The sequence below is a fragment of the Acinetobacter sp. YH01018 genome, from assembly GCF_013420295.1.
Lineage (GTDB): Bacteria > Pseudomonadota > Gammaproteobacteria > Pseudomonadales > Moraxellaceae > Acinetobacter.
In genome coordinates, this window is sequence record NZ_VOYL01000004.1 from 43,549 (window position 1) to 61,474 (window position 17,926).

The following is a 17,926-nucleotide window of genomic DNA, read 5'->3' on the forward strand; positions in this document are numbered from 1 at the left end:
ATGATTAGTCTAGAGTTTTTAGTTGCCTCTGCCATTGGTTTACTGGTTGCCACGGGAATTTATCTGATCTTGCGTGCACGTACTTTTCCCGTGGTTTTAGGACTGGCCATGATTGGCTATGCGGTCAATCTGTTCCTGTTTGCCATGGGACGGATTCAGGTCAATGCCCCGGCTATACTGACTGAAACCAGCAAAGTGACCGATCCTTTACCTCAAGCGCTAGTCTTGACAGCCATTGTGATCGGTTTTGCCACTACGGCCTTTATTGTCCAGCTGGCTTTACGCAGCCGTTATGAAAGCGGTACCGACCATGTCGACTCAAAAGAAGAAATCACCCCGATTGACCCGCGCGAGGATGAGCCTTAATGAATGCATTCATCCAGTTCTGGACTGAACACACCCCAATATTTAGCATTTTAATTCCGGCATTTACCGGTTTCTTACTGGTTCTTTTGGGCAATCCCGGCAAAGGTTCATTAGCACACGACTGGCGACAACCTTGGCGTCGTGGCATTAGTTATGTCTCGTCAATCCTGGGCTTAAGCACTGCCATCGTGTATTTAATCTTCGCCAGCAGCGGACAAATCAGTACCTATAACCTCGGTGAATGGGCTGCCCCGTTCGGTATTGTGCTGGTTCTGGATCAGCTTTCCGCACTGATGCTGGTGCTGACCTACGCTCTGGCTACACCCATCTTATGGTTTGCCAGTCATGCATGGGATACTCAAGGGCGTTATTTCCATGCCATGTTCCATTTTTTGCTCATGGGCTTGTGCGGTGCATTCCTGACCGGGGATTTATTTAATTTATTCGTATTCTTTGAAATCCTGTTGATGGCCTCTTATGTCCTGCTGCTACACGGACAAGGCAAGGCCCGTTTTCAACTCGGTATTCACTACGTCACTATAAACCTGTTGGCCTCTGCACTGTTCCTGATTGGTCTAGGCATGATCTACGGCAGTATCGGCAGTTTAAACATGACCGATATTGCACGTTTAATCCCGCTGCTAGAACCAGATCAGCATATCCTGGCCGTTGCAGGCGGCTTGTTGTTATTTGTGGTCTTTGGCATCAAGGCTGCAATGTTACCAGTCGGTTTTTGGCTACCGAAAACCTATGCCGTAGCCACCACTCCGGTCGCTGCCATTTTCACCATTATGACCAAAGTGGGGATCTATGCCATTCTTCGAGTCAATGGCACGATTTTTGATGATGATTTCAGTCAGGATATTCTGGCAAACTGGTTACTTCCGATCGGTTTGGTCACCTCGATTTATGGCGTGATTGGTGCCATTGGCGCGGAGCGTTTACGCCGTTTTGTCGGCTTTATGATTTTATCTTCGATTGGCACGCTGCTGATTGCCATTTCATTATTTAATACTTTGGCCTGGGCTGCAGGACTGTACTATCTGGTGCATAGCACCATTATTGGCGCTGCCTTTTATCTGCTTTGTGGCTGGATTACCTCACAGCGCAGTACATTCAAAGATCATTTCAACATCGCTCCGAAAATGAAACAGCACAAAGCAGTGTCATTGACCTTCTTTTTCATTGCCTTGATGATGGCGGGTTTACCGCCTTTTAGCGGCTTTTTAGGCAAGGTTTTTATCTTGCAGGCGACTTCACATTCCCCTTATCAGGGTGTAATTATTGCGGTGGTGCTACTGGTGAGTTTACTCAGCATTATTGCCTTTACCCGGGTGGGATTCATTCTGTTCTGGCGTGCCAGCAAACCTGAAGATCAAGCGGAAACCGAAGCATTTAAAGCATATCAAGCCATACCCAATCATGCCCCGATACGCAATGACAAAACCATTTATTTGCTGTTGTCAGGCTTGGTACTCTATATGGTTTGCGCAAATCCGATTCAGCAATACATGTTTAAAACGGCTGAACAGATCCAGAATAATGCTGTGTATGAAGATGTCATTTTACACAAAGATGACCTGAATCAGGTGATTAGCGTACAGCCTTATAATCCTGAAAATTTACCTGAAACCAAATATGGCGGTGAAACCGTCGATCCAAATGCACATCTGATTCCGTATATCATCTCGAAAAAGACTTTAGAAGGTGAGCACATTTCAGAATATAAACAACGCCAGATCAGACAGCAGCAAGACCAGCAAGCCACTGATCCGGATGATGCCAAACTCAAGCCTATGGAGCCTTAAACATGCAAAAAACATCGTTTTTGGACCGCTGGCTGCCGCATCCCTTCGTCTCCGTGATTGTGGCCTTAAGCTGGATCATGCTGGCGCATAGTCTGGATCTGGCAACCTTGCTGATGGCTTTATTGCTGGGCATTGCCATTCCATATCTAGTCAAACCGTTTATTGGCAACACCCCAAATATTCACTGGATTCTGGCCATAAAATTATTCTTTGTGGTGTTATGGGACATTATTGTTTGTAATATTAAAGTAGCCAAACAGGTGCTTGGTCCCACCCATAAACTGCATCCGAAATGGTTTCGTGTGCCTCTGGAAACCCAGCATGAACAGGTCAATGTTTTACTGGCCCTGATTATTACCACCACGCCGGGTACCGTGACCGCAGGGATCGATCACGATCGTGGTGATATTCTGGTTCACGCCCTGAGTACTGATAATGCCGAGATCGATATTATCGAAATTAAAAATCGTTATGAAAAAGCACTGATCGAAATTTTTGATGTGGAATTAGGAGAAGATTCATGAGTATTTTGCCTTATGCACTTGGTCTGTGTATGGTCGCAATCACCATTTCCATGTTTCTTTGCCTGATCCGTATGGTAATCGGCCCTTCCATCGTGGACCGGCTTTTAGCACTGGATACCCTGTTTCTGAATGCGACCTGTCTGGTGGTCATTCTGGGTATCTACTGGGCAAGTACCTCCTTATTTGAAGGTGCCTTATTGGTTGCCATGCTTGGATTTGTGTCTACCGCAGCGCTGGCACGCTACTTTACCACTGGCCATGTGGTCGACTAGGAGCAACAGCGATGCAACTTCTCATGGAAATCCTGGTCTCAATTTTTTTGTTGATTGGCTCATTCTTCATGCTGGTGGGCGGCATTGGGATGGTTCGTCTGCCCGATTTATTTATGCGCCTGCATGCGCCGACCAAATCCAGTACCCTGGGTCTGGGCAGTTTCCTGATTGCTGCCATGATCTTTTCAGCCTTTCAGGGACGCGTTGGTTTTGCCGAACTGTTATTGACTTTGCTGGCATTCATTACTGCACCCGTGTCTGCAAATCTTATGGCACAGGCAGCACTGCATTTACGTTTACGCTCAACCAGTGGTGAAGTACCTGAAGCACTTGAACGTCCCTTACCCTGGCAGCGTACCCGGCGTCGCAATCCCAAAACAGAAAATGATTCACATAATGATGTCAGCTAAAACCGTTCTTGTTGTTCTAAACTTAACTTAAAATTTTATACCGTTTTACACAAATTTATTCTTCTGAGCAGAATTTTCAGCCACAAAAAAGCCACCCGAAGGTGGCTTTTCTTTTTAGCGATTATTCATCATCTTTTTTTGCATCATCAGCTGGAGGTAAATCCTTCACTGCTTCTGCAATCAGACCAAACATATAGTTGCCATACGCGTTGGTTTTGTCGTAATGGAAACGCAAGCGAGGCGTTATACGTGTCTTGATACGACGACTGAGTTCGTGACGCAGGAAACCGGATGCCTTATTCAAGACATCTAACGTTTCCTTGTTTGCCGCTTCACTTTGCTCATCGCCCAGCTCACGCCCCATCACGGTCACATAAACTTCGGCATATCCTAAATCTGGGCTAACTTTCACCGCAGAGATGGTCACCAGACCACCCAGGCGTGGATCTTTCAGCTCTTGGCGAATCAGTTCAGACAACTCGCGCTGAACTGAATCGGCCATACGCTTCAGACGTTGACTACCCGCCATTAAAGACTCCGTTTAATCAATTGAACATCATACACTTCGATCTTGTCTTGTGCTTTGATGTCTTTATAGCCTTTCACTGCAAGACCACATTCCATACCGGCACGAACTTCTTCCACCACTTCTTTATAGCGACGAAGAGATTCAAGCTCACCTTGGAACACCACCACGTCATCACGAAGAATACGGATTGGTTTATTACGGTGCAATACACCTTCAAGTACCATACAACCTGCAGCCGCACCGAATTTGCTTGAGTGGAACACTTCACGCACTTCAGCCACACCCAGAATTGTTTCACGGTGTTCAGGAGCAAGTTTACCGCTCATTGCTGCTTTCACGTCATCAATCAATTGATAGATGATGCTGTAGTAACGAATGTCGATACCGTCTTCATCGGCTTTTTGACGCGCAGTATTGTCGGCACGAACGTTAAAGCCAAGCAATACCGCTTCAGAAGATTCAGCCAGCGTTACGTCAGACTCAGTGATTGCACCGACACCTGAACCAATAATACGTACTTTCACTTCATCAGTTGCCAGTTCGGCAAGTGCCACGTGTAATGCTTCCAAAGTACCGCGCACGTCAGTTTTGAGTACAACGTTCACGATAGGCACATCTTTCTTGCCCATCGATGCCATTATGTTCTCAAGACGCATTGCAGATTGACGTTCAAGACGTTTTTGACGTTCACGATCCATACGCGCATCGGCAACTTCACGTGCTTTTTTCTCGTCATTCACAACAAGAACTTCGTCACCGGCCATTGGTGCTTCCGGAAGACCCAAGATCTCTACAGGAATTGATGGACCCGCAGATTTGATACGTTGACCATTTTCATCCACCATCGCACGAACGCGACCGTAAGATGAACCTGCAAGGACAAGATCACCTACATTCAATGTACCGTTTTGAACCAAGATAGACGTTACCGCACCACGGCTGTTGTCTACACGTGCTTCAATGACCACACCTTGAGCAGCACCTTCTTCAGATGCTTTCAACTCTAGCAATTCTGCTTGAATTGAAATCAGGTCTAGAAGTTCATCAATACCTTGACCTGAGTGTGCTGAAACCATGGCAACAGGTACATCACCGCCCCATTGTTCAGGTACGATCTGTTTCGTGGTCAATTCATTCAATACACGGTCAGGATCGGCAGACTCTTTATCCATCTTGTTAATTGCAACAATGATTGGCGTACCAGCAGCACGTGCATGGTCAATCGCTTCCGCAGTTTGTGGCATTACACCATCATCCGCTGCAACAACCAGCACCACGATATCAGTCGCTTTCGCACCACGTGAACGCATTGCGGTAAACGCTGCGTGTCCCGGGGTATCCAAGAAAGTGATAATGCCTTTATCCGTTTTAACGTGATAAGCACCGATATGCTGGGTAATACCACCCGCTTCGCCTGCAGCCACTTTGGTACGACGGATACGGTCAAGCAGCGATGTTTTACCATGGTCAACGTGGCCCATGATGGTTACGACAGGAGCACGAGTCGTTTGAGCACCACGTGCTTCTTCAGCTGCTTCAAGCAAGTTGTCTTCAGCCTGAGTATCAGAAACTAGAACTGGGTTATGACCCATTTCTTCCACCACAAGCGCTGCAATCTCTTGATCAATCGCCTGATTCTGAGTAACCAATTCACCCATTTTCATGAGTGCCTTGATAACTTCACGCACCTTCACTGCCATTTTCGCAGCTAAGTCAGCTACGATGATGGTTGAGCCGATTTCAACATCATAAATTTGTTTTTTAACTGGTTTTTCAAAGCCATGCTTGTTCGCCTGACTTGATTTTAAACCGCGTTTATGCGAGTTATCACGGAAAGATTGCTCTTCGCCACGACGGCCACCTTTTTTCGGTGCACGCGCATTGGTGGTATTGCCACCACGTTTAATTTCACGGTCTTCTTTCGCAAAAGAATCTTCATACGCCTGACCAACCAGACCGGCAGCCAGTGGAGAATCATCAATCACACGAATTGTTGCCGTGGCATCTTCAGAAGAATACTTGGAAGCCATTTGACGCATTTGTTCAAGCGTACGTTGTTGTGCTTCTTCAGCCGATTTACGACGTGCTGCTTCTTCAACTGCTTTTAACTGTGCAGCTTGTGCTTCACGTGCTTTCTTCTGTTCTGGTGTTTCAGTCACTTTAACCGGCTGTTTTACAATCGGCTTGTTGTTTGACTTGCGTTTTACCACAACCGCTGCTTTTGGTACTTCTTGCTTCGCAGTTTCTTGCTTCGCTGCTGCACGCATTGCTTCTAAAGCCTGTTTTGCTTTAGATTCAGGTTGTTGCTTAGGTTCTTCAGCTTTCGCTGCTGGCTTTTGCTCAACTTCACGCGAATTCTGTTCGGCTTGTGCCTTCGCTAAAGCTTCAGCTTTAATCTGTTCCGGATCTGGCTTAACAAATGTATGCTTCTTACGAACTTCTACATTAATTGTTTTCGCCTTACCTGATGTACTGGCCACTTTAGCAGTACTGGTTGTTTTACGTTTCAACGTGATTTTTCCTGCATTCCCATCGTCCTGACCATGAACTTTCTTCAAATGGTTAACGAGGGTATTTTGTTGTTCAGTGGAAATAATATCTTCAGCTTTACGTTGGGGTAAACCTGCGTCACGAACCTGCTCTAGGAGCTTCTCAACGGGGCGATCCACGCTGAGAGCCAACTCTTTAATCGACTTGTCCGTCATATATTTCCTCCTAGTTAAACCATGATTCGCGCGCTTTCATAATAAGTTGACCCGCTTTTTCCGTACCTAAACCTTCAATATCTTCAATATCGTCAGTGGCTTGGTCAGCTAAATCATCTACAGTCACCACACCGCGAGCCGCAAGGGCATATGCGATTTCCTGTGTCATCCCTTGCATTGCCACAAGTTCAGCACTTGGTTCTTGAATGTTTTCTTGTTGTTTCAATGCATCAGCCAAGGTAATTTCCTTCGCACGGCTTTGCAATAATTCAACTGTTTCAGCATCCAGTTCGATTTCATCAAATGTTTCAGCTGGAACATAAGCAATTTCTTCCAAAGAAGTAAAGCCCATTTCAACCAAAGCCATTGCCAAGTCTTCTTCAATATCCAGACGGGTGACAAACATGTCGAGATATTGTTGAGCTTCATTTTGTTGACGTGCGTAGAATTCCTCTTCGAGCATCATATCCAATTTGTAGCCAGTCAATTCAGAGGCTAAACGGACATTTTGACCTTGTGAACCAATAGCACGTGCCAACTGATCGCTCGCCGCAAAAATGATATCTGCACTGTGAACATCTTCATCAATCACAATACTGGATACATCTGCAGGTTCTAGCGCACTAGCAATGTACTGTGCCGGATCATCAGACCACACCACCACATCAATACGTTCACCATTGAGTTCTGACTGTACAGCCTGGATACGTGTACCACGCATACCAATACATGCACCTACAGGATCAATACGGTGATCGTTGGTTTTCACAGCAATTTTAGCACGAACACCCGGCTGGCGTGCAGCTGCTTTAATTTCGATGATTTCTTCAGAAATTTCAGGAATTTCTTTTTTCATCAATGCAATCAGCATTTCAGGACGTGCACGTGACAATAACAGTTGTGCACCGCGACCTTCACGGTTCACGCTATATAAAATCGCGTTTACACGTTGCTTCGGACGAAGAATTTCTTTAGGAATCATCTCTTCACGGGCAAGATAAGCTTCCGCATTGTCACCCAAGTCAATAATAAAGCCATCTTTGGTTTGCTTTTTCACTTCACCGTAGATGAGTTCACCGACTTTAGATTCATAGGCATCAGCAACCAGAGCACGTTCAGCTTCACGAATTTTTTGCACAATCACCTGTTTGGCAATTTGCGCAGCAATTCGGCCGAAGTCGATCGATTCCACTTCGAGTTCACGAATGTCACCAATAGACCATTTGGCAGGATCCACATCCGAAATTGCATCCTGACATGCCGGCATTTCGTGATCTTCATCAGCCACCACTTCCCATTGACGGAAAGTACGGTAATCACCTGTTTTACGATCGATTTCCACACGTAAACGTGCTTCTTCCGAGTTTGTGCCTTCATAAAATTTCTTTTTAGTCGCAGCAACAAGCGCTTGTTCTAGCGCTTCAAAGATCGCTTCACGAGGTACACCTTTTTCGTTACTAACCGTTTCTACTACGGTAAGAATTTCACGTGCCATAAGTCACCTATTCGTTCAGATTCTTATTTATTTGGATAAATTAATCTTGGTAAATCAAATTTGCTTTGTCGATATTATGACTATCAATTTCAAGGATTTGTTGCTTTTCAACTTCCACTTGAATAAGTTCATTTTCAAGATCAACAGCAATCAGTTTGGCTTGAAATTTACGACGGTTATCTACAGCACTGATCAGACGCAGCGCAACGGTTTGTCCGATATAACCAGCCATCTGTTCAAGCTGGAAAAATGGACGGTCCCAACCCGGAGAAGAAACTTCAAGTGAATACTCACCAGAAATTGGATCATGTACATCAAGCATAGCACCCACTTGCTGTGTTACGCGAACACAGTCTTGTACGCCTATACCTCGACCCTGTTCAAGCTCGCCATCTTCATTCATGACAGGTTGTTCGTTATTTTCATCTGCTTTATCGATATAGATACGCAATAAAGAACGTTTACCCTGAGGAAGAAATTCAATTCCCCAAAGATCGACATTGCATGCTTGCACTGCAGGAGCGATTAGGTCTTGGAGTGCTTGAGTTTTATTTGATAGCTTCATTTACTCTCGTCATTATGGTGCGATTCAATGGTCGCGGTGACCGGTTCAGACTAACTCAACTATATTAGTAGTGAAACATGACGATTTGACCAATAAATGTCGGACACTACACGATAGCCAATAAAAAAGGGCGTAATCGCCCCTATTTACACAGAAAAACCAAAGTCCACTGTGCAAAAAGGCCCACCTTTTTGTGAGCCTTTTAGAAACTTGGTAGCGGGAGCTGGATTTGAACCAACGACCTTCGGGTTATGAGCCCGACGAGCTACCAGACTGCTCCATCCCGCATCAACGTGCAAAAATTATATACAATCTGCTGATCATTTTCAATCAAAAACTGTTCAGTGATTGCTTGATTAAGTTGCACCCTAATCAAATAGTGGTAGCGGGAGCTGGATTTGAACCAACGACCTTCGGGTTATGAGCCCGACGAGCTACCAGACTGCTCCATCCCGCAACAACATTACAAAAAATTAATCTCACCTTAAATTATCAAAGTGCTTATTTTAGTTTGCATCTAAAATAAGATTGGTAGCGGGAGCTGGATTTGAACCAACGACCTTCGGGTTATGAGCCCGACGAGCTACCAGACTGCTCCATCCCGCATCAACAGATTTGCTGCTTACACCAACTTATGCTCTGGATTATAAGTTGGTGCGGAAGGGGGGACTTGAACCCCCACGCCCGAAGGCACTACCACCTCAAGGTAGCGTGTCTACCAATTCCACCACCACCGCAGCTGTGACGCATTCTAGTCGGATCAGACCCAAAAAGAAAGAACTAAATATATTTATTCGCTAGTTTTTGGTGCAACTGGTGAAGTTTCAGTCGATTGGCTTTGTGCCGGAGCAGTCGTTTGTACCGATTTTAAGCTATAGGCATCAGTAGTTTGCTTTTTAGCAAACACCGCTAAACTTAGGCTGGTGACAAAAAACAAGGCTGTTAAAATTGCCGTTAAACGTGTTAAAAAATTAGCCGAACCTGAAGCACCAAAGACGGTTGCTGCTCCACCACCACCAAATGATGCACCCGCATCGGCACCCTTACCATGTTGTACCAGAATCAATACAATCATTAAAATGGCTAAGATAATATGTACTACCAGCACAAATGCATGCATGCTGAACTCCTAATTATTTTGTATTTGCAAAAGCCTGGGCAATTTTATAAAAAGACTCTGCATTTAAAGATGCACCACCAACCAGCGCACCATTAATGTCTGGACAGGCTGCCAACTCTACTGCATTTTCCGGCTTAACACTACCACCATATAAAATTGCCATGCCTGTACCCAAAGGGGTAATTTGGGTTAAACCTGCACGGATTTTGGCATGCATTGCCTGTGCGTCTTCAGGTGAAGCTGTTTTACCCGTACCAATTGCCCAAATGGGTTCATAAGCCACCACTATATTTTTCCACTGTTCAGCCTGAACAACTGTGGCAATATCACAAATTTGTTGCAACACCACCTGCTCGGCCTGACCATTTTCACGCTGCTCTAGACTTTCACCTACGCAATAAATAATGGTTAATCCTGCATTTAAAGCATTTTTAACTTTTTCATTCAAAATTTGGGCAGTTTCAGCAAAAATCTCACGACGTTCTGAATGACCAATCAATACAAAACCAATTTGCTGATCTTTGAGCAGTTCGGCACTCACTTCACCGGTATATGCTCCTGTACCTGCAATACGGGAAACATCCTGTGCAACAGTATAAATAGAGCGCACTGAACTTGCCAATTCTGTCTGAACACTACTCAAAGCCAGCATGGTCGGTGCAATACCCAAATAACAATCTTGTTCTTTAATTTCATTATTTTGCAATAATTTTTTAAAATCTTGCAGCAACGCTTTTGCATCTGCCTGCATTGGGTTCATTTTCCAATTGCCGACAACCCAAGGAGTAATAGCCGAACCCGACATACAGTAACCTATTAAAAACAATTCATTAAACCGCGCACATTCTACACGGAATTCAAGATTTTTCAGAAAATTTTCACATGGCTTTTTTATGCGATTCTTATTTTTTTGCAATCCCCTTTTTTACGCTCAAGAAAAACTTCACCCTGTAATACGACTGGTTCAAAGTTTTATCTGATATTAAGTAGATGACAACATTTTAAGATATGGTATTTTTATATAACAAAAGTATAATTCAATGATACCAATTATAAACAAATTGATTAAGCAGGCATATTAGAGCATGGCAGCATTACAAGGTTCACCAAGATTTACGGGTTTTATTCGATGTTTAGTCGAAGATGGCTTAGTTTCTGCCGAAAATATGCAGAGTGCAATATTGAATGCAAAAAAAGCCAATCAAGATATTGTGCCTTTTTTAATTGATCAATTGAAAATTTCCTCCTTGGCTATTGCAGAAAAAATTTCTCAAGAATTTGGAGAACCTCTTTTTGATTTGAGTGCCTATGACTCTGCTCAAATTATCCGAGAAGGGCTGGATGAAAAGATCATTAGCAAACATTGTATTCTGCCCATTTTTAAACGCGGGAATTTACTCTACGTCGCAACCAGTAATCCCACCAATATAGAAGCCATGGATGCGATCCGCTTCAGCAGTAAGATGAATATCGAAGCGATTATTGTAGAGCACCAGAAATTACACCAGCTGATTGAACAAAACTTTACCCAGGCGGACAGTTTTGAGTTTTCTGATGAAGATATCGATCTAAATCTAGAGCAAGATGATTTAAGTCAAAAAGAAGATGAAGATGATGGTCCTCAAGGGGATGAAGCTCCCATCGTTAAGTACATCAATAAACTGTTAATTGATGCCATTCGTATGGGTGCTTCGGATTTACATTTCGAACCGTATGAAAAGTCATATCGGGTGCGTTATCGTATTGATGGCGTGCTGCGTCAAATTGCCAATCCGCCGTTACAGCTGTCCACACGTTTAGCCTCACGTTTAAAAGTCATGTCGCAGATGGATATTTCTGAAAAACGCTTACCTCAGGATGGCCGGATTAAACTTAAGCTTTCAAAAACCAAAGCCATCGACTTCCGTGTTAACTCATTACCTACCCTATTTGGGGAAAAACTGGTCCTGCGTATTCTGGATCCATCCAGTGCCATGCTGGGTATTGATGCATTAGGCTATGAACCAGAGCAAAAAGAACTGTTTATGCAAGCGCTGGAAAAACCTCAAGGCATGCTACTGATTACAGGTCCGACAGGTTCCGGTAAAACCGTATCTCTCTATACGGGTTTGAATATTCTGAATCGTGAAGATACCAATATTTCCACAGCTGAAGACCCGGTAGAAATTAACCTGGAAGGGATTAATCAGGTCAATGTTAATGCTAAAGTCGGTTTAACCTTCTCTGCTGCGCTTAAATCATTTTTACGTCAAGATCCAGATATTGTCATGGTCGGTGAGATTCGAGATCTGGAAACAGCTGAAATTGCCGTAAAAGCGGCCCAGACCGGTCATATGGTGATGTCGACCCTGCACACCAACAGTGCACCAGAAACCTTAACCCGTTTACGCAATATGGGTGTTCCTTCCTTTAACATTGCAACTTCTGTCAACCTAGTGATTGCACAACGTTTAGCACGTCGTCTATGTCCTCAGTGTAAAATTCCGGCAGAGATTCCTGGACCCAGCCTGCTGGAAATGGGCTTTACCGAAGAAGATTTGAAACATCCAGACTTTCAGGTATATCAACCGGTAGGCTGTTCCGAGTGCCGTGAAGGTTATAAAGGTCGTGTCGGTATTTATGAGGTCATGAAAGTGACCCCTGAAATTTCGAAAATCATTATGGAGGATGGTAATGCACTTGAAATTGCAGCAGCATCTGAAAAATCGGGGTTTAATAATTTACGCCGTTCAGGATTAATTAAGGTTATGCAGGGGGTGACTTCCCTTCAGGAAGTCAATCGTGTAACCAGTGAATAAATGAAAATTTAAAATAAGGATAAGCGCATGGCTGTCAAAAAAGCACAGATGATGCCCGTCTTCAGTTATGAAGGTGTTGATCGTAAAGGGGAAAAACTTAAAGGGGAACTTCCTGCGCGGAATATGGCACTTGCTAAAGTGACTTTACGTAAGCAGGGGATCACCATTAAACATATTCGGGAAAAACGTAAAAATATTCTCGAAGGTTTAATGAAAAAGAAAGTGTCCACCTTGGATATCACGATTTTTACCCGCCAGCTGGCCACCATGATGAAAGCCGGTGTACCACTTGTGCAAAGCTTTGAAATTGTTGCGGAAGGCTTGGAAAACCCAGCGATGCGTGAAGTAGTACTTGGTATTAAAGGTGAAGTTGAAGGCGGGAATACCTTTGCTGGTGCACTTAAAAAATATCCTCAATATTTTGATAATTTATTTTGCTCACTGGTCGAATCTGGCGAACAGTCAGGTGCGCTGGAAACCATGCTAGATCGTGTCGCGATCTATAAAGAGAAAAGCGAACTTTTAAAGCAAAAAATCAAAAAAGCCATGAAATATCCGGCAGCTGTCATTGTAGTTGCCGTGATCGTGACCATTATTTTGATGGTTAAAGTGGTACCTGTGTTCCAGGACCTCTTTAGTTCATTTGGTGCCGATTTACCTGCCTTTACCAAAATGGTGGTAAATATGTCGGAATGGATGCAAAAGTACTGGTTTATTCTGATTATTGCCATTGGTGCAATGATTGCCGGATTTCTTGAAGCAAAAAAACGCAGTAAAAAATTCCGTGATTTTCTGGATAAAGCAGCCCTCAAAGCGCCTATTTTTGGTGACCTGGTCTATAAAGCCATTATTGCCCGTTATAGTCGTACGTTAGCAACCACCTTTGCTGCTGGTGTTCCCTTGATTGATGCCTTGGAATCCACTGCAGGCGCAACTAACAATTGTGTTTATGAAGCAGCGGTGATGAAAATCCGTGATGATGTAGCCACAGGCCAACAGCTACAATTTGCCATGCGGGTTACCAACAAATTTCCATCCATGGCTGTACAGATGGTGGCGATTGGTGAAGAATCGGGTGCCCTCGACAGTATGCTGGATAAAGTTGCCACCCACTTTGAAAATGAGGTCGACAATGCGGTCGATGGTTTAACCTCCATGATGGAACCCCTCATTATGGCCGTGCTGGGTGTGCTGGTTGGTGGTCTGGTGATTGCCATGTATCTTCCAATTTTCCAAATGGGTTCTGTGGTTTAATGCAAGATTTCATTTCTTATTTTATGATCAACCCAACTGCTTTATATATTGCAGTTGGGCTTTTTAGTCTCTGTATCGGCAGTTTTCTCAATGTCGTGATTTATCGAACGCCGAAAATGATGGAGCAAGAGTGGCGGCAGGATTGTCAAATATTGCTGCATTCTGAACAGGTCATTATTGACGAAACAAAAATCACCCTCAGCAAGCCAGATTCTACCTGTCCGAAATGCCAAACGCCCATTCGCTGGTATCAGAATATTCCTGTCATCAGCTGGCTGTTTTTACGGGGCAAATGCGGTTCTTGCAAAAATCCGATCAGTATTCGCTATCCGCTCATTGAATTGTTAACTGCAGCATGTTCCCTGATTATTGTGGCAGTATTCGGCCCTACCCTGCAGATGCTGTTTGGCCTGATCCTCACCTGGGTACTGATCGCACTCACCTTTATTGATTTTGATACCCAGCTTCTCCCAGACCGCTATACCTTAACTCTGGCCGCCTTAGGTTTGGGAATCAATAGCTATAGTATCTATACCAGTCCAACCTCTGCCATCTGGGGCTATATTATTGGTTTCCTGTGTTTGTGGATTGTCTATTATCTGTTTAAGATGATTACAGGTAAAGAAGGTATGGGCTATGGCGACTTTAAACTTCTGGCTGCCTTAGGTGCCTGGATGGGGCCATTGATGCTCCCATTGATCGTATTGCTTTCTTCTTTCGTAGGTGCCGTGATTGGCATTATTCTGCTGAAAGTACGCAAAGAGAACCAGCCTTTTGCATTTGGTCCTTATATTGCCATTGCCGGATGGATTGCTTTTATTTGGGGTGAGCAGATTATGAAAATCTATTTAGGACAATAATTTTTAGGGATATATATGACTTTTATCTTGGGTTTAACTGGAGGGATTGGCAGTGGAAAATCGGCCGCCAGCAACTGGTTTGAAACCCAGGGCATTACTGTGGTCGATGCCGATATTGTCGCGCGCGAGATAGTAGCCAAAGGACAGCCAGCCTTACAACAGATTCATACGACTTTTGGCGATTGGGTTCTATTAGACAATGGCGAGCTGAATCGTCGGGCTTTACGCGAACATATTTTCAAATATCCTAAAGCACGTAAAACGCTGGAAAGTATTACCCATCCTGCAATTCGAGAGTCTATTATTCAACAGCTGCAGGCTGCGACCAGCCCTTATGTAATATTGGTCTCTCCCCTGCTGTTTGAAACCAACCAACATGAACTGACTGATCATACCCTGCTGATTGATGCATCGATTGATTTGCAGATTCAGCGGGCTGCTATGCGTGATCACCAGTCCATTGAACAAATTGAAAAAATTATTCAGTCCCAGATGCCACGTGAACAAAAGCGTCGTTTGGCTGATGATATTGTGCTGAATGACGGTCATCTTGACCATTTATACAGCCATTTAAGACCGCTGCATGAAGCTTATTTGAAACGCTGAAATTAAAAAAAACAGTCGATTAGGACTGCTTTTTTTGTTGATCAAGTTGCTGCTGCAAACTGTCTTGATGACCTATCCAGCGCCATGGCTGTAATGCACCAATCGCCATCCCGATCAAGCCACAAATAATGGCCAGACTTAATGGTTCACCCAATAGCGGTACAGCCAGAATGGCCGCCATAAACGGGGCCAAAGTCACGATACTTCCGGTCTTGAATGCACCCAAACGCTTAATCGCTTCTACATAAGTCAGTGTTGCCACAATGACCACAAAGATACCGTGAAAAATCACCTGTACCATTAAATGCACAGGTTCAGGTGCCGTTAAATTTTTCGGTAAAAACAGCAGATAAATCGGTACATAGATAATCGCCGACCAGATGGCAACGCCTGCCATAGAATGCCAGGCAGAAAGTTTCCATTGGCGTAACAATACGGTGAATACACCCCACCAGATCGCACTCAAGAAAAATAGCATGTCACCAAAACCAAAGGCCACACCGGTTTCCTGATACATCAAGAAGCTCATTGCAGTGATCGCACTCAGCATAATCACCAAACTAATCCGGATGTGTTTATCTAAAGGCTGTTTAAATAATACCAATCCAGCTAAAGCTGTACACAGCGGAATACAGCCATTCAGGAAAATGGCTGCATGCGCTGCTGGTACATAATGAAAGGCACTATAAGAGGTCAGACAATACGCTACCCCACCGATCATTGCCAGAATAAAAGGTTCTTTTTTCCATAAAAAAGCGGTGTCTTTTTTATAGAGTAAAATGGGCATGAGAATACAAAATGCCAAGGCAAAACGTAAGGCGGTAATATCCCAAGCACTAATTCCCCACTGGGCATTCAGGCGAGAAGTAATGGTAAATCCACCCCAAATACACATGGTAATGGCGACATAAAGATAACCTTGAGACCGGGGAGACATAGCAAACAACTTTTAAATAGCAAAGAAAAAATTACAGGTTACGTTGACGACAGGCTTCATACAGTGCCATCCCCGTCGCCACACTGACATTTAAGCTTTGCAAGTTCCCTGCCATTGGAATATAGACCTTCTGATCACATTGTGACTGGGTAATTGGACGCAGACCTGTATCTTCAGCCCCCATCACGACACACACTGCCGTACCGGTAAAATCAAATTGATCAATCGGTAAGGCTTTTTCATCCAGCATGGTTCCAACTACACGTACATTAAATTCATCTTTGATATGGCCCAAAGTACGCGCCAGATTGGTCACCTGAATAAACTTCACTTTTTCTGCGCCACCGGCAGCAACCTTACGCGCAGTTGGCGTTAGGCTTGCAGAACGGTCACGCGAAACCACTACGGCTTCAACCCCCATGGCAGCAGCTGTACGGATACATGCGCCCAAATTATGCGGATCGGTGACCTGGTCCAGTGCCAGCAAAAGCGCTTGAGGATTTTGCTTCAGCACGGCATCCAGATCCTGTTCATTCAATACCGGATGCGGACGCACTGCCGCAACTACACCCTGATGAAAAGGTTGGCCTGCCAGTTTTTCCAGTTTGTCACGGCTGGCTTGTTGCACGCTAATACCAAAAGGTTCAGCCAGAGCCAAGACGTTTTTCAAACGCTGGTCATCACGGCCTTTCAAGGTAAATAAAGTCAGTACGCGCTCAGGCTCGAGTTCTAATAATGACTCCACTGAGTGAACGCCATAATAATATTCTGGTTTTGCCATGAACGGCCTCTAAAATCTATGGTGACTATGGGTAATTATACAAAAAGAAAAATCCTGCAAAGCAGGCTTTACAGGATTGATGCTTGAATCTAGTTTAACCGATTCAGGTTAAAATTTCTTTGTCTTATCCGGGACGAATGCTTAACCTTCGAAATGACAGACATAATCGAGCACTTCATCAGTCTCGATTTTAAAACGGCTATTGCCTGGTACATAGAAAGACTGACCGGCACGGAACAGTTCACTTTCAGTTTTGTCACCAATTTGGACACGACATTCACCTGAAATAATTTCCATACGTTCAGGTACATGTGTTTGAAAGGTCAAAGCCTGTTCTGTTGGCAAAATTACCCCTAAGGTCTTTTTGGTGCCATCTTCAAACTGTACGGTATGACTGATACACAACCCATCGAAATAAACATTCGACTTTTTGACAACCGAAACGTGATCAAACTGATTTGACATGCGTATTCTCCAGATAATGCGCATTTATAATTTTTGCCCGAGCTAGTTTAAAGCCGAGTATTAAACTAATCAATCATTGTTTCTTCCAGTCAAATCAATATTTTTCAAATTTTTACAAATATTTTTTCTATAAACTTCAAAGAAAAGCTGGAGAGTGATGCACGAACTTCTGCATAAATGAAATGCTAAGCTCAAATTATTGCCAATTTCTTCCCAACCAAAGGTGAATAATATTCCCCAGCATTAATCCTACCTTCAAATCATCCGCATTATATGGTTCAGGTTTTGCGGGACTGGATCGAGCTGCGCATCAGTTTTTTATCTTTTTTCTAAAATAAGAGGCTATTGATCGATGGCAAATTTTATCGGCTATTTTCAACTGCGCGTTTTATTTTCTGCACTCAGATAAGGTAAGATATTGATGTTTTAAA

General features: G+C 44.0%; 18 protein-coding genes and 4 tRNA genes. 9 read left to right on the forward strand and 13 right to left on the reverse strand.

The window, feature by feature from the left end:
• From FTT83_RS02530 to FTT83_RS02550, 5 genes are read left to right on the forward strand one after another with little or no spacing between them, the layout of a single operon-like run.
• On the forward strand, positions 1 to 366 hold the full coding sequence (locus FTT83_RS02530) for a Na+/H+ antiporter subunit C (RefSeq protein ID WP_086195218.1): 366 nt from the start codon (positions 1 to 3) through the stop codon (positions 364 to 366).
• Positions 366 to 2,174, forward strand: a complete 1,809-nt coding sequence (locus tag FTT83_RS02535) for a monovalent cation/H+ antiporter subunit D (protein ID WP_086195217.1) — start codon at positions 366 to 368, stop codon at positions 2,172 to 2,174. Before FTT83_RS02530 ends, FTT83_RS02535 begins: the two co-directional genes overlap by 1 nt.
• A 2-nt stretch (positions 2,175 to 2,176) precedes the next feature.
• Positions 2,177 to 2,698 (forward strand): Na+/H+ antiporter subunit E, encoded by a 522-nt coding sequence (locus FTT83_RS02540; protein WP_086195216.1) that lies wholly within the window; start codon positions 2,177 to 2,179, stop codon positions 2,696 to 2,698.
• Positions 2,695 to 2,970, forward strand: a complete 276-nt coding sequence (locus tag FTT83_RS02545) for a monovalent cation/H+ antiporter subunit F (protein WP_086195215.1) — start codon at positions 2,695 to 2,697, stop codon at positions 2,968 to 2,970. Before FTT83_RS02540 ends, FTT83_RS02545 begins: the two co-directional genes overlap by 4 nt.
• Before the next feature lie 11 nt (positions 2,971 to 2,981).
• Complete coding sequence (locus FTT83_RS02550) at positions 2,982 to 3,380, forward strand: Na+/H+ antiporter subunit G (protein ID WP_086195214.1); 399 nt, start codon at positions 2,982 to 2,984, stop codon at positions 3,378 to 3,380.
• Between the two features lie 121 nt (positions 3,381 to 3,501).
• On the opposite strand, the gene FTT83_RS02555 is transcribed toward FTT83_RS02550, so the two are convergent.
• The 10 genes from FTT83_RS02555 to tpiA all read right to left on the reverse strand — a co-directional run bounded on the left by FTT83_RS02555 (position 3,502) and on the right by tpiA (position 10,599).
• On the reverse strand, positions 3,502 to 3,909 hold the full coding sequence (locus FTT83_RS02555) for a ribosome-binding factor A (protein ID WP_086195213.1): 408 nt from the start codon (positions 3,907 to 3,909) through the stop codon (positions 3,502 to 3,504).
• A complete protein-coding gene (gene infB / locus FTT83_RS02560; RefSeq protein WP_086195212.1) occupies positions 3,909 to 6,614 on the reverse strand; it encodes a translation initiation factor IF-2 in 2,706 nt (901 codons plus the stop codon). The genes FTT83_RS02555 and infB overlap by 1 nt, the downstream gene beginning before the upstream one ends.
• A 10-nt stretch (positions 6,615 to 6,624) precedes the next feature.
• Positions 6,625 to 8,109 carry a transcription termination factor NusA gene (gene nusA / locus FTT83_RS02565; RefSeq protein ID WP_086195211.1) on the reverse strand — a complete coding sequence of 495 codons (1,485 nt, stop codon included), beginning with the start codon at positions 8,107 to 8,109 and terminating at the stop codon, positions 6,625 to 6,627.
• Positions 8,110 to 8,149: 40 nt separating this feature from the next.
• On the reverse strand, positions 8,150 to 8,674 hold the full coding sequence (rimP, locus tag FTT83_RS02570) for a ribosome maturation factor RimP (protein ID WP_086195210.1): 525 nt from the start codon (positions 8,672 to 8,674) through the stop codon (positions 8,150 to 8,152).
• A gap of 211 nt (positions 8,675 to 8,885) precedes the next feature.
• Positions 8,886 to 8,962 (reverse strand) — tRNA-Met (locus FTT83_RS02575).
• A gap of 92 nt (positions 8,963 to 9,054) precedes the next feature.
• Positions 9,055 to 9,131 (reverse strand) — tRNA-Met (locus FTT83_RS02580).
• Between the two features lie 72 nt (positions 9,132 to 9,203).
• Positions 9,204 to 9,280: transfer RNA gene (locus tag FTT83_RS02585), tRNA-Met, on the reverse strand.
• A gap of 46 nt (positions 9,281 to 9,326) precedes the next feature.
• Positions 9,327 to 9,411 (reverse strand) — tRNA-Leu (locus FTT83_RS02590).
• Between the two features lie 53 nt (positions 9,412 to 9,464).
• A complete protein-coding gene (gene secG / locus FTT83_RS02595; RefSeq protein WP_086195209.1) occupies positions 9,465 to 9,794 on the reverse strand; it encodes a preprotein translocase subunit SecG in 330 nt (109 codons plus the stop codon).
• Between the two features lie 13 nt (positions 9,795 to 9,807).
• The gene (tpiA, locus tag FTT83_RS02600) at positions 9,808 to 10,599 is read right to left on the reverse strand and encodes a triose-phosphate isomerase (protein WP_086195208.1); all 792 of its coding nucleotides are present in this window, start codon (positions 10,597 to 10,599) and stop codon (positions 9,808 to 9,810) included.
• A gap of 280 nt (positions 10,600 to 10,879) precedes the next feature.
• Between tpiA and pilB the strand changes: the two genes are divergently transcribed.
• From pilB to coaE, 4 genes are read left to right on the forward strand one after another with little or no spacing between them, the layout of a single operon-like run.
• Positions 10,880 to 12,592, forward strand: a complete 1,713-nt coding sequence (gene pilB, locus FTT83_RS02605) for a type IV-A pilus assembly ATPase PilB (protein ID WP_086195207.1) — start codon at positions 10,880 to 10,882, stop codon at positions 12,590 to 12,592.
• Positions 12,593 to 12,619: 27 nt separating this feature from the next.
• A complete protein-coding gene (locus FTT83_RS02610; RefSeq protein WP_086195206.1) occupies positions 12,620 to 13,846 on the forward strand; it encodes a type II secretion system F family protein in 1,227 nt (408 codons plus the stop codon).
• Positions 13,846 to 14,706 carry an A24 family peptidase gene (locus tag FTT83_RS02615; protein WP_086195205.1) on the forward strand — a complete coding sequence of 287 codons (861 nt, stop codon included), beginning with the start codon at positions 13,846 to 13,848 and terminating at the stop codon, positions 14,704 to 14,706. The genes FTT83_RS02610 and FTT83_RS02615 overlap by 1 nt, the downstream gene beginning before the upstream one ends.
• Before the next feature lie 15 nt (positions 14,707 to 14,721).
• Positions 14,722 to 15,312 carry a dephospho-CoA kinase gene (gene coaE / locus FTT83_RS02620; RefSeq protein WP_086195204.1) on the forward strand — a complete coding sequence of 197 codons (591 nt, stop codon included), beginning with the start codon at positions 14,722 to 14,724 and terminating at the stop codon, positions 15,310 to 15,312.
• Positions 15,313 to 15,331: 19 nt separating this feature from the next.
• Here coaE and FTT83_RS02625 read toward each other — a convergent pair whose 3' ends face one another.
• From FTT83_RS02625 to FTT83_RS02635, 3 genes are all read right to left on the reverse strand, one after another.
• Entirely contained in the window at positions 15,332 to 16,249 is a 918-nt protein-coding gene (locus FTT83_RS02625) for a DMT family transporter (RefSeq protein ID WP_086195203.1), read from the reverse strand.
• A 31-nt stretch (positions 16,250 to 16,280) separates the two neighbouring features.
• Positions 16,281 to 17,030, reverse strand: a complete 750-nt coding sequence (gene rlmB / locus FTT83_RS02630) for a 23S rRNA (guanosine(2251)-2'-O)-methyltransferase RlmB (RefSeq protein WP_086195202.1) — start codon at positions 17,028 to 17,030, stop codon at positions 16,281 to 16,283.
• 141 nt (positions 17,031 to 17,171) lie between these two features.
• Entirely contained in the window at positions 17,172 to 17,495 is a 324-nt protein-coding gene (locus FTT83_RS02635) for a pyrimidine/purine nucleoside phosphorylase (RefSeq protein WP_086195201.1), read from the reverse strand.
• Between the last annotated feature and the right edge of the window lie 431 nt (positions 17,496 to 17,926).

Excerpts from the sequence above, each read along its gene's own strand:
- FTT83_RS02530 (WP_086195218.1), top strand. The coding sequence starts at position 1 with ATGATTAGTCTAGAGTTTTTAGTTGCCTCTGCCATTGGTTTACTGGTT.
- FTT83_RS02535 (WP_086195217.1), top strand. The coding sequence starts at position 366 with ATGAATGCATTCATCCAGTTCTGGACTGAACACACCCCAATATTTAGC.
- FTT83_RS02540 (WP_086195216.1), top strand. The coding sequence starts at position 2,177 with ATGCAAAAAACATCGTTTTTGGACCGCTGGCTGCCGCATCCCTTCGTC.
- FTT83_RS02545 (WP_086195215.1), top strand. The coding sequence starts at position 2,695 with ATGAGTATTTTGCCTTATGCACTTGGTCTGTGTATGGTCGCAATCACC.
- FTT83_RS02550 (WP_086195214.1), top strand. The coding sequence starts at position 2,982 with ATGCAACTTCTCATGGAAATCCTGGTCTCAATTTTTTTGTTGATTGGC.
- FTT83_RS02555 (WP_086195213.1), bottom strand. The coding sequence starts at position 3,909 with ATGGCGGGTAGTCAACGTCTGAAGCGTATGGCCGATTCAGTTCAGCGC.
- infB (WP_086195212.1), bottom strand. The coding sequence starts at position 6,614 with ATGACGGACAAGTCGATTAAAGAGTTGGCTCTCAGCGTGGATCGCCCC.
- nusA (WP_086195211.1), bottom strand. The coding sequence starts at position 8,109 with ATGGCACGTGAAATTCTTACCGTAGTAGAAACGGTTAGTAACGAAAAA.
- rimP (WP_086195210.1), bottom strand. The coding sequence starts at position 8,674 with ATGAAGCTATCAAATAAAACTCAAGCACTCCAAGACCTAATCGCTCCT.
- secG (WP_086195209.1), bottom strand. The coding sequence starts at position 9,794 with ATGCATGCATTTGTGCTGGTAGTACATATTATCTTAGCCATTTTAATG.
- tpiA (WP_086195208.1), bottom strand. The coding sequence starts at position 10,599 with ATGTCGGGTTCGGCTATTACTCCTTGGGTTGTCGGCAATTGGAAAATG.
- pilB (WP_086195207.1), top strand. The coding sequence starts at position 10,880 with ATGGCAGCATTACAAGGTTCACCAAGATTTACGGGTTTTATTCGATGT.
- FTT83_RS02610 (WP_086195206.1), top strand. The coding sequence starts at position 12,620 with ATGGCTGTCAAAAAAGCACAGATGATGCCCGTCTTCAGTTATGAAGGT.
- FTT83_RS02615 (WP_086195205.1), top strand. The coding sequence starts at position 13,846 with ATGCAAGATTTCATTTCTTATTTTATGATCAACCCAACTGCTTTATAT.
- coaE (WP_086195204.1), top strand. The coding sequence starts at position 14,722 with ATGACTTTTATCTTGGGTTTAACTGGAGGGATTGGCAGTGGAAAATCG.
- FTT83_RS02625 (WP_086195203.1), bottom strand. The coding sequence starts at position 16,249 with ATGTCTCCCCGGTCTCAAGGTTATCTTTATGTCGCCATTACCATGTGT.
- rlmB (WP_086195202.1), bottom strand. The coding sequence starts at position 17,030 with ATGGCAAAACCAGAATATTATTATGGCGTTCACTCAGTGGAGTCATTA.
- FTT83_RS02635 (WP_086195201.1), bottom strand. The coding sequence starts at position 17,495 with ATGTCAAATCAGTTTGATCACGTTTCGGTTGTCAAAAAGTCGAATGTT.